Annotated in this window: 8 protein-coding genes; 6 read left to right on the top strand and 2 right to left on the bottom strand. The window is 64.2% G+C overall.

Annotated elements, in window-relative coordinates:
* Positions 1–210: 210 nt before the first annotated feature.
* The gene (locus L610_RS19410; protein ID WP_246659062.1) at positions 211–2,001 is read right to left on the bottom strand and encodes a DUF882 domain-containing protein; all 1,791 of its coding nucleotides are present in this window, start codon (positions 1,999–2,001) and stop codon (positions 211–213) included.
* Between the two features lie 217 nt (positions 2,002–2,218).
* Complete coding sequence (locus L610_RS19405) at positions 2,219–3,760, bottom strand: sigma-54 dependent transcriptional regulator (RefSeq protein ID WP_024847909.1); 1,542 nt, start codon at positions 3,758–3,760, stop codon at positions 2,219–2,221.
* 139 nt (positions 3,761–3,899) lie between these two features.
* On the opposite strand from L610_RS19405, the gene L610_RS19400 reads away from it, so the two are divergent.
* The 6 genes from L610_RS19400 to L610_RS19375 all read left to right on the top strand — a co-directional run bounded on the left by L610_RS19400 (position 3,900) and on the right by L610_RS19375 (position 10,353).
* Entirely contained in the window at positions 3,900–5,765 is a 1,866-nt protein-coding gene (locus tag L610_RS19400; RefSeq protein ID WP_024847910.1) for a M3 family oligoendopeptidase, read from the top strand.
* 15 nt (positions 5,766–5,780) lie between these two features.
* A complete protein-coding gene (locus tag L610_RS19395; RefSeq protein WP_024847911.1) occupies positions 5,781–6,938 on the top strand; it encodes an aminodeoxychorismate synthase component I in 1,158 nt (385 codons plus the stop codon).
* Complete coding sequence (locus tag L610_RS19390; protein ID WP_051473173.1) at positions 6,887–7,549, top strand: aminotransferase class IV family protein; 663 nt, start codon at positions 6,887–6,889, stop codon at positions 7,547–7,549. The genes L610_RS19395 and L610_RS19390 overlap by 52 nt, the downstream gene beginning before the upstream one ends.
* Before the next feature lie 7 nt (positions 7,550–7,556).
* On the top strand, positions 7,557–8,471 hold the full coding sequence (locus L610_RS19385; RefSeq protein WP_144706986.1) for a DUF3445 domain-containing protein: 915 nt from the start codon (positions 7,557–7,559) through the stop codon (positions 8,469–8,471).
* 141 nt (positions 8,472–8,612) lie between these two features.
* Positions 8,613–9,017 (top strand): hypothetical protein, encoded by a 405-nt coding sequence (locus L610_RS19380; RefSeq protein WP_051473160.1) that lies wholly within the window; start codon positions 8,613–8,615, stop codon positions 9,015–9,017.
* 82 nt (positions 9,018–9,099) lie between these two features.
* Positions 9,100–10,353, top strand: coding sequence for a phenylacetate--CoA ligase family protein (locus L610_RS19375; protein WP_024847914.1), 1,254 nt, complete (start codon positions 9,100–9,102; stop codon positions 10,351–10,353).
* The last annotated feature ends 102 nt before the right edge of the window (positions 10,354–10,455 follow it).

The raw sequence follows: 10,455 nt of genomic DNA, 5'->3' as shown, positions 1-10,455 counted from the left end.
AGAAGTCGATCACCGCGTCGATCTTGCGCAGCAGGTGATCTGCTGGAACAAGGCTCTCGAGCGTCACCATCTCGATCGCCGTCTGAACTGGAGCAGGTTTCTTCAACATGCCYCACTGAATCAAAAMCCTCCGGCCGAAGCCAGAGGTTTGTCAGCAGTCTGAAGGCAGCGAATTCGCTGCCTTTTTGTTTTCCGGGGCGTGGTGTTCCGTCAGTTCTTCTCGGTCGGGAAGCGCGCCACCGACATGAAGGTGACAGCCTTGCCGGTGAACCGGTTGGGATTGACGTCCGGGTTCTGCTGGAAGCCAACGGTGTAGACGGTCTCCGGAGCGCTCCAGACGACATTGTAGGCTTCGCCGTTGGTGGTGCCGCCGGCCGAGTTGACGTCGACGTCGCGGCGGAAGGCCCAGCGGACCAGAGTCTGGTCGAGCGGAACGACCTTTGCCTGCGAGTTCTGCTTCGTGCTGCCCGGCTGCGGACGCGGCGCCTTGGCAGTGGTGCGAACTCCGGAGTCAAGCTCGCGGCCAATCGGGGCAACGCGCGGCTTCTCGGAGAGAGCTGCCATGCGCTCGTCCGGCTGCGGTGCCGGCGGAATCTCAACTGCCGGCTGGCCAAGAGCTGCCGAACGGGTCTCGGGCAGGGCAGCCAGCGCGAACACGTCGCCATCGGTCGAAGCCGCGGCTACCTGCGTCACCGAGGCAACCTGATCCGTGTCGAGCGCCGGACGCCTGGTCGGGATCGGGACGTTGCTGATCACGACGCCAGCGCGAGCATCGGCTGCGGACATGGCGAGCATCTCGGCGATTGCCTCCGAGCCACCCGTCGGGGCGCGTTCTGCGGCGATTGCCGAAATCGGCAGGTCGGACGCAGCGGCGACCTGAACCTCAGGTGCGTACTCCGGACGGCGGGTCGGAACCGGGACATTGGCGAGAACCGGGCCGACTTCGGCCTGCGGCTCAGGCGCAGCGGCCGTGGCGCCAACCGCGATGCCCGGAACGATCGGCTGTGCGGGCTTCGCGCCGACGTCCAGCATCGGACGCGGAGCAGCACCCGGAACCGGGGCGTTGCGCTCAGGCAGAGCGGCGATGATCGTCTCCTGCTGCGGTGCAGGCGTTGCGACCGGGGCCGGGGCGGCCTCGCGGACCGGAGCGGCCGGAGCCGGCTTGCGGGCCGGAGCAGCAGCGCGCTCCTCGTTGTTGTTGCGGTTGCCGCCGCCGAACAGCGCACTCAGCAGGCCATTGCCCGAGCCGGCAGAAGCGCGCGACGAACCGGTGTCGGTGCTGGCCAGCTGGATATTGGCGGGCGCCTTCTTGCGCGACTTGTACTCGGCGAGCGCCTGCTGGTAGCCGGGCAGCGGCTTGCCGTCCGCCGGCAGATGCAGCGTCCTGCCGTCCGGGAACAGGGCCATCAGTTCCTGGCGGCTCATGCGCGGCCAAGAGCGGACGTTGCCGGTATCAAGATGGACGAACGGTGCACCGGACTTCGGATAGTAGCCGACGCCGCCGACCTGGGCCTTGAAGCCCGCCGCACGCAGCGTCGAGAGCTTCACGCCCGGAATGTAGAAGTCCATCGCCTTGCCCTTCATGTGCTGGCTGTTTTCAGCCACGCCGGACGAGCGGCTGCGAAGGGAGGCGTTGGTGGTAGGGGAGCGATAGGCGGATACGACGTGGATGTAATCACGCGCGCCGACGGCCTGATAGACTTCCCAGACGAGGTCCAGGAGCTTGGGATCCATCTGAGCCGGCTCATTTCGACGCCAGTCGCGCAGGAAGCGGTTGATCTGTTCGAGACCCTTCTTGTCGTAGCGCCCGTTGCGCTTGAAGGTGATCTCCGCTCGTTCCTTCGTGTGAATGAAGAAGAGCTTGAGGGTTCGGGTCTCTGCAGCGGCGTTCGAAACGGCACCGAAGGAGATCAGGATGGCGACCGCCAATCCTCCCAGCTTGTTAAGCCGGGATTTCCCCTTGTTCGAACGCAGATCCTCAGGTCGGTCAAGAATGCTCAAAACGCGTCGCCTATCGGCTGTTGACTGGTCCCCGGAAAAATCGCGGGCTCGGTATGGTTAAGCCCGACTATCATCCTTAATGGTTAATCACTGCTTAGTGTAGCATGATTGCGGACAGACAGTGGCGATATCGTGGCGAGCGTCCACAAGCGATGTTATGGTAAACAGACCCTAAACGGGTGAAAAGCCAGTCAGGCGCTGCGTCAGTTCGGCCCTTTCAGGCGACGCGCTCGCTGCGTTCCTCCTCGGGTGCAATGCCCATTTCCTTCAACTTGCGATAGAGCGTCGAACGGCCGATGCCGAGCCGGCGGGCCACTTCGCTCATCTGACCGTTGTAGTGGTCGATGGCGCGGCGGACCATCTCATGCTCCACTTCCTCAAGGGTTCTGAGGTGGCCGCGGGCGTCGAGGATGCGCATGAAGCCGAAGGGTGCGTCAGCTGCTGCGTCATCTGACGAAGGCTGCGGTGCCACTTCCGGTTGTGCGTGTGGCTGGGTTGGAGAACGTACCTCAGGGGCATGAGAACGGACTTCCGGCGCGGGGGCAGGGGCCGTTTCGTAAGCCGAGACGTCGATACCGTCGACCTGCGCCCTGATCTGCGGAAATTCGTTTTCCGTCAGCAGTTCGCCCTCGGCCAGCACGACCGCGCGGAAGATCGCATTCTCCAGCTGGCGGATGTTGCCCGGCCAGTCATAGGCCTTGAGCATGGAGAGCGCTCCCGGAGTGATGCCGGTGATGCGCCCACGCGCCTCAGCGGGGCCAACGCGCGAAATGAAATGCTGCACCAGCGCCGGGATGTCCTCGCGCCGTTCGCGCAGCGGGGGCACGTAGATCGGGAAGACGTTGAGGCGGTAGAACAGGTCCTCGCGGAACTTACCTTCCTCGACGCGCTGCATGAGATTGCGGTGCGTTGCCGAGATGAGGCGGATATCGACCTTGACGGTTTGGCGCGCGCCAACGGGATCGACCTCGCCTTCCTGCACCGCGCGCAGAAGCTTGACCTGCACGTCGAGCGGCAGGTCGCCGATTTCGTCCAAGAACAGCGTGCCGCCGTTCGCCTCGACGAACTTGCCGACGTGCTTCTCGGTCGCGCCGGTGAACGAGCCCTTCTCGTGGCCAAACAGGATGCTCTCGACCAGGTTGTCCGGGATCGCGCCGCAGTTGACGGTAACAAAGGCCTTCGAGCGGCGGTCGCTTTCGGCCTGGATCGCGCGGGCGATCACTTCCTTGCCCGAGCCGGATTCGCCTTCGATCAGGATCGGGATGTTGGAGCCGGCTGCCTTGCGGGCGAGTGAAATCACTCGCTGCATCGCGGGGCTGCCGGTGACGATGTCGTTGAAGGTCAGCGTCCCGGCGGCACTTTTGCGCGCGCGCTTCGCCTCGCCGCCGAGGCTGTCGACCTTCAATGCGTTGCTGACGGCAACCTGAAGCCGCTCTGGCGAGGCGGGCTTGACCACGAAGTCGAACGCGCCGGCGCGCATTGCCGACACCGCTGTGTCGATGCTGCCCTTGGCGGTCTGGACGATGACCGGAAGCTCGATGTCGCGCTCGCGCATCCGCTTGATGACCTCGAGACCATCCATGCCGGGCATGACGAGGTCGAGGATGACGACGCCGATGTCGGCGCCGCGTTCAAACGCCGCAAGCGCTGCCTCGCCGCTGTCCGCTGTCACTGCCTGATAGCCAGCTTTCGTAACGGCAGCTTCGAGGAGCCGTCGCTGCACGGGATCGTCATCGACTATCAATACGGATCGGGCCATGGAACTTTCGTAGAATATCGCTAGGCTGAAACGAACGAGTTGGCTCAACATGGCACAGAGGTCTGAACACCGGCTCAAGAAACCCGGTGAACGGCTGGTTGCCGGCCTGACTAAAATTCGAATCATGCGAGCGGATTGAATGCTGCATCTCAACGACTACTCACTGGCCCGCGGCGCTGCCGCACCCTCCACCTCGGCTGCTGCGACAAGCGAAGCGACCGAGGGGCTGCCGGAATGGAACCTCGCCGACCTCTACTCCGGCATCGACGCGCCGGAGTTGGAGGAAGACCTGCGCCGCGCGGCCGACGAGTCGGCTGCCTTCGAGGCACGGTGGAAGGGCAAGCTGAAGGAAGCGGCCGAGAATGCGGCCTCCGGCGGCCTCGGCCAGGCGCTGAAGGAGTATGAGGCGCTGGACGATCTGCTCGGCCGCATTGGCTCCTATGCCGGCCTTCTTTACACGGCCGACACCTCGGATCCCGTCCGCGCCAAGTTCTACGGCGACGTGCAGGAGAAGCTCACCGACGCGAGCGCCAAGCTGCTGTTCTTCACGCTCGAGCTTAACCAGATCGACGACGCGCTGGTGGATGCCGCGTTTGAGGCCGATGCGACCTTCGCGCACTACAAGCCGTGGGTCGTCGATCTGCGCAAGGACAAGCCGTACCAGCTCGAGGACCGCATCGAGCAGCTGTTCCACGAAAAGTCGATTACCGGGCGTGGCGCCTTCAATCGCCTGTTCGACGAGACGATGAGCAGTCTGCGCTTCGACATCGGCGGAGAAAAGCTCGCGCTGGAGCCTACGCTCAACCGGATGCAGGACCCGGACGAGGCGGTGCGCCGGGAGGCGGCGGAAGCACTCGCCACGACCTTCCGCGAGAACATCCGCCTGTTCACGCTGATCACCAATACGCTCGCCAAGGACAAGGAAATCTCCGACCGCTGGCGCGGTTTCCAGGACATCGCGGACTCGCGGCACCTCGCCAATCGCGTCGAGCGCGAAGTGGTCGACGCGCTGGCGGAGGCGGTGAAGAGCGCCTATCCGAAGCTGTCGCACCGCTACTACGCGATGAAGGCGAAGTGGCTCGGCATGGAGCAGATGAACCACTGGGACCGCAATGCGCCGCTGCCGGAGACGCCCAAGGCGACGATCAGCTGGAACGACGCGCGCGAGACGGTGCTGTCGGCCTACGGCAAATTCGACCCGCGCATGGCGGAGATTGCCCAGCGCTTTTTTGACAAGAACTGGATCGACGCGCCGGTGCGCCCGGGCAAGGCTCCGGGTGCCTTCGCGCATCCGACCGTACCGTCGGCGCATCCCTATGTGCTGCTCAACTATCAAGGCAAGCCGCGCGACGTGATGACGCTCGCGCACGAGCTCGGCCATGGTGTCCACCAGGTCCTGGCCGCCGAGCAGGGCGCACTAATGGCCTCGACGCCGCTAACGCTTGCCGAGACTGCTTCGGTGTTCGGCGAGATGCTGACCTTCCGCTCTATGCTCGACCGCACGACCGATAAGCGCGAGCGCAAGGCGATGCTCGCGCAGAAGGTGGAGGACATGATCAATACGGTCGTGCGCCAGATCGCCTTCTACGAGTTCGAGCGTCGCATCCACACCGAGCGCCGTAGCGGCGAGCTGACGAGCGAGCGGATCGGCCAGCACTGGCTCGACGTCCAGGCAGAGAGCCTCGGGCCGGCAATCGCGTTGCGCGACGGCTACGAGACCTTCTGGGCCTACATTCCGCACTTCATCCACTCGCCGTTCTACGTCTACGCGTACGCGTTCGGCGACTGTCTTGTGAACTCGCTCTTTGCTGTATACATGCAGGCAGACAAAGGCTTTCAGGACAAGTATTTCGACATGCTGAAGGCTGGCGGCACCAAGCACCATTCCGAGCTTCTGGCTCCTTTCGGTCTTGATGCGTCGGACCCCGCGTTCTGGGGCAGGGGCCTTTCCATGATCGAAGGGCTGATCGACGAACTTGAGGCGATGGACCAGCAGCCGGCCTGAATTCGGACTACGCTCATGTATCCCAGACGATCGATTGCCTGCTTCCGGAATGATCTGGATGGCAGCGAGCTGCTGTTTGCCAAGCCGCAAGAGGTGATCGTCGCCTGGGAGCCCGAGGAGTTCCTGCCGGCGCTGGCGCGCGTCGAAGAAGCCCGCAATTCTGGAAAGTGGGCAGCGGGGTATCTGTCCTACGAGGCGGGCTACCTGCTCGACCCAGCGCTGCTGTCGTCGATGCCGGAAAAGCGCAACGCGCCGCTGTTGTGCTTCGGCGTGTTCGACGGGCCTGCCGAGCCCACGGACGTCGCAGACCTCAACCTCGACGAGCCGACCAACGCGTCGATCGCCAATCCGCGCGCGACCTGGTCCCGGGCCAAGTACACCGAGCGATTTAAGCGTCTGCACCAGCATCTCGCGCAGGGCGACTGCTACCAGGGCAACCTGACCTTCCCGGTGGAAGCCTCTTGGGAGGGCGATCCGCTCGCCATCTTCGGCGCGCTGCGCCAGAAGCAGCCGGTGCGCCATTCGGCCTTCATCGACCTCGACGGGCCGGTGGTGCTGTCGCGCTCGCCGGAGCTGTTCTTCCAGGTCTCGCGCGACCGCTGGATCGAGACGCTGCCGATGAAGGGCACCGCTCCGCGCGGCAAGACGCCGGAGGAAGACGAGGCGCTGCGCGAATTTCTGCGCAACGATCCGAAGAACCAGGCCGAAAACCGGATGATCGTTGACCTCCTGCGCAACGACATCTCGCGCATCAGCGAGGTCGGGACGCTCGACGTGCCGGAGCTGTTCCGGGTCGAGAGCTACGCGACGGTGCACACAATGGTCAGCCTCGTGAAGGCGCGGCTCATCGAGGGGCTGGAGTTCCGCGACATCCTCGCGGCGCTGTTCCCGTGCGGGTCGATCACCGGCGCGCCGAAGATCAGCGCCATGAAGATCCTGCGCGCGCTTGAGGACGGGCCGCGCGACGTCTATTGCGGGGCGATCGGCTGGCTGGCACCAGACGGGCGGATGCAGTTCAACGTCGCCATCCGGACCATCTCGCTCTACCCCGAGGGACGAGCCGTCTACAATGTCGGCGGCGGCGTGGTGTTCGATTCCACCGCCGAAGGAGAATATGAAGAATGCCTGCTGAAGGGCCGGTTCGCGACGGGGGAAAAGCCCGCTTCCATCTGATCGAGACGCTGCGCTTCGAGCCTAAAGAGGGCCTCGTCCGCAAGGATCTCCATCTCGCGCGCCTCGCGCGGTCGGCGCGGGCGCTTGGCTTTGCCTTCTCCCCGGATGAGATTGAGGCGGCGCTTGCGGCGGAACTGCGCGATGCCGATGCCCCTAAGCGGGTGCGGGTCGGCCTCGAAGCCGACGGAAGCTTCACGATTGAGGCAAAGCCGTTCGCGCCGTTGGCGGAAGGCACTGTCTGGAAGCTGCGCATTGCTTCGACAAGGCTTGCCTCCTCCGATGAACTACTGCGGCACAAGACGTCGCTGCGCTCTGCCTACGAGGCGGCGCGGGCGGAATTTGCCGCCGATGAGGCCGACGACGTCCTGCTCCTGAACGAGAAGGGCGAGGTGTGCGAAGGCACGATAACCAGCGTGTTCGTTGAGCTGGATGACGGCAGGCTGGCAACACCGCCGCTCGCATGCGGGCTGCTGCAGGGCGTGATGCGTGAGGCGCTGTTGCTGGAAGGCCGGACCGTCGAGCAGGTCCTTCGCCCGGACGACCTGCGGCATCGCAAGCTCTTTGTCGGCAACTCGCTGCGTGGTCTGATAGAGGCTCGACTGGTTGGATAAGCAGGAAATGACGCTCGCGTACACGCCCTATGACGGTTCGGGCCCTCTTTTCAGGATCGGACTGAAGCCGCTGGAACTCGATACCTGGATCGAAATCGACGACCTCCTCGGGCCGTATCTTTCCGAAAAGAACAGGCTCTACGACACCATCCCGGACAAGATCTTCGCCGCCGAGGAAGGAACCGAAGAGGCGCAGGCAGAAGTTCTCGATCTGCTTGTCGAGCACCTGCTGGCGAAATTTCCGCAGACGTACCAGCGCGACGGCAGCGCGATCGTGCTGCCCGAACTCGGCAGACGGGTGGAACTTGAAGGCGTCAACCCGCTGAAGGCTGCTTCGCTCCTCGTGCAGGAGGACCTGGTCATCATGCGCCGTGGCGATGATGGCTGGCGGTTGGCGGCAGCGGCGCTGTGCTTTCCATCATCCTGGCGGCTCGACGAAAAGTTCCGCAAGCCGATCGACAAGATCCACACGCCTGTTCCCGGCTTCGGCACTGGTACGCGCAACGCGACGGTGATCGAGCGCATCTTCGACAAGCTCGCGGTCGAGCTGCCTGTCGAGCGGATGAACTGGTCGCTGCAGCTCAACTCTGAGCTCTACCATCCGCTGTCGGACATGGAGCGTGATGAGCGCGCGGCCAACCGGCCGTCGCGGTTCACCGACGAGGATCTCGCCGCATCGCTCTTCATCCGCGTCGAGCGGCAGACGCTGCGCAAGCTGCCCAAGACCGGCGACATCCTGTTCACGATCCGCATCTACCTCGACCCGATGACCCGGCTGCAGGCGCATCCCGAGCGGGCGCGAATCGCCGCGGGCTTTGCCGAGCAGCTGATGGCGCTCGGCGAAGCGCAGCTCGACTACAAGGGCTTCACCGCCGACAGGGACAGGCTGGTTGCGGAACTCAGGAAGATGGCGGAAGCCTGAGCCAACTTATTCCTGCGTTGCAAGACTGCAACGATCTTGCATCCTGAACGTTATCAACCGGGGCGCTTTCTACGCTGCCTTGCGTTCGCCTGCAAAAACGGCGAAGGACGAGTTAATCGTACCGAGGAGAGGACAATCGGGATGATGAATGCGGGAATGATTCGCGTTACCGCCGCAGCGGCAATGGCGGTGGCGCTGGCGGCTTGCCAGAGCGCCGGGCCTCCCCCCATGCGTGGCGGGCCGGCTGGTCCGTCGACGATGCCGGGCAGCGGCTTTGAAGGCGAATGGATCAGCACGGATGGTGTGGCGATTTCGCGCTTCTCGGGAGGTCGTTTTGAAACCATTGCGACCGATACCGGAAATAAACTCGCTGACGGTAATTACACGCAGACGGACGCGGATACCGTCTCCATCACCGTGAATTCGCTGGTTCGAGGTGGGACGACCCTCGTGAACTGCAGATTGGCAACGCAGACGATGCTGAACTGCACGGCTACGAGCGGCTCGCAGTTTCAGTTGATCCGCCAGTCTAGCGGAATTTCCTGAGAACCGGCCTGGCTCCCCCTTGCCTCCGCTGCAGGGCCGCTGCGATAGTGCCCTGACAGGTGCCGGAGGCCAGGGAGGAACAATGGCGGCCAGTTACGACGAGGCAGAGCGACGCCCGCAAGAGGCGCGCGAGGCCGATCTCTTTGCACGTCTTCCGCAGTTTGTTGCCTCGGCGATCAAATATGCGCCGGGGCTGGCAGAGTGGCTCAAGGGTGTTGATCCTGCCAGCCTGACGTCGCGCGAGGCGCTGCAGCGTCTGCCCATCCTGCACAAATCGGACCTGATGGAATTCCAGGCAAAGGCGCCGCCCTTTGCCGGGTTCGCCAATCCCGAGCAACTGCGCGGCGGGCGCATCTTCATGTCGCCCGGCCCAATCTGGGAGCCGCAGGGGCTTGCCGACGATCCGGCGCAGGCAGCGCGCGCTTTCTATGCGGTTGGTGTGCGGGCAGGGGACATCGTCCACAATTCCTTCTCCTACCACATGACGCCTGGCGCCTTCATGATGGATCACGGCGCGCGGGCGCTGGGTTGCGCGGTCTTTCCGGCAGGCACCGGCAACACCGACATGCAGGTCGAGGCAGCTGCGGCGCTGAAGCCGACCGTCTACTGCGGCACACCGGACTTCCTGAAGGTTTTGCTCGACCGCGCCGCCGAGACCGGCAAGGACCTGTCTTCGTTCAAGATCGGCCTCGTCAGCGGTGGAGCGCTGTTCCCGTCTCTGCGCTCCGAATATTTCGAGCGCGGCGTGCGGGTTTATCAGTGTTATGCAACTGCCGAGTTCGGCGTCATCGCTTATGAAAGCGCGGCCGAAGACGGCTCGCCGAACCCCGGCATGATCGTCAACGAGAACCTGATCGTCGAGATCGTCCGCCCGGGCACCGGCGATCCGGTGCCGGAGGGCGAGGTGGGCGAGCTGGTCGTGACCAGCCTCAACCCGGCCTATCCGCTGGTGCGGCTTTCGACCGGCGACCTTTCGGCTGTGCTGCCGGGTCGCTCGCCGTGCGGGCGCACCGGCATGAGGATCAAGGGCTGGATGGGCCGCGCCGACCAGCGCACCAAGGTCAAGGGCATGTTCGTCGACCCGAAGCAGATCGCCGAGGTGCTGGCACGTCATCCCGAGCTCAAGCGTGGCAGGCTGGTCGTCGGGCGCGAGGGGGCGCGCGATGTCATGACTTTTCTGGTCGAACCCGGCGAGGGTGCGAATGTCGATGCGTCGGCGGTGGAGGCTACGCTGCGTGACGTGACCAAGCTGGGCGGCAAGGTGAGACCCGTCGATCCGGGCTCCCTGCCGAACGATGGCAAGGTGATATCCGACGAGCGGGACTACGCCGCGTAAGAGCTCGGCGCACTTCTGCCATTCCGGAATCGCAGGGCTCCAGTAAGTCGTTGATCTGGCGCAGGGCGGGCGGCAGCCGCGGGTGCAGATTCTTTGGAATGT

The sequence above is a fragment of the Aminobacter sp. J44 genome (assembly GCF_007829415.1).
Taxonomy (GTDB): Bacteria; Pseudomonadota; Alphaproteobacteria; order Rhizobiales; family Rhizobiaceae; genus Aerobium.
This window is presented reverse-complemented; position numbering and strand designations above follow the sequence as displayed.

Bases quoted from the DNA above. Each gene is read 5' to 3' on its own strand.
- L610_RS19395 (WP_024847911.1), top strand. From the start codon at position 5,781: ATGTATCCCAGACGATCGATTGCCTGCTTCCGGAATGATCTGGATGGC.
- L610_RS19385 (WP_144706986.1), top strand. From the start codon at position 7,557: ATGACGCTCGCGTACACGCCCTATGACGGTTCGGGCCCTCTTTTCAGG.
- L610_RS19380 (WP_051473160.1), top strand. From the start codon at position 8,613: ATGATGAATGCGGGAATGATTCGCGTTACCGCCGCAGCGGCAATGGCG.
- L610_RS19375 (WP_024847914.1), top strand. From the start codon at position 9,100: ATGGCGGCCAGTTACGACGAGGCAGAGCGACGCCCGCAAGAGGCGCGC.
- L610_RS19405 (WP_024847909.1), bottom strand. From the start codon at position 3,760: ATGGCCCGATCCGTATTGATAGTCGATGACGATCCCGTGCAGCGACGG.
- L610_RS19390 (WP_051473173.1), top strand. From the start codon at position 6,887: ATGCCTGCTGAAGGGCCGGTTCGCGACGGGGGAAAAGCCCGCTTCCAT.
- L610_RS19400 (WP_024847910.1), top strand. From the start codon at position 3,900: ATGCTGCATCTCAACGACTACTCACTGGCCCGCGGCGCTGCCGCACCC.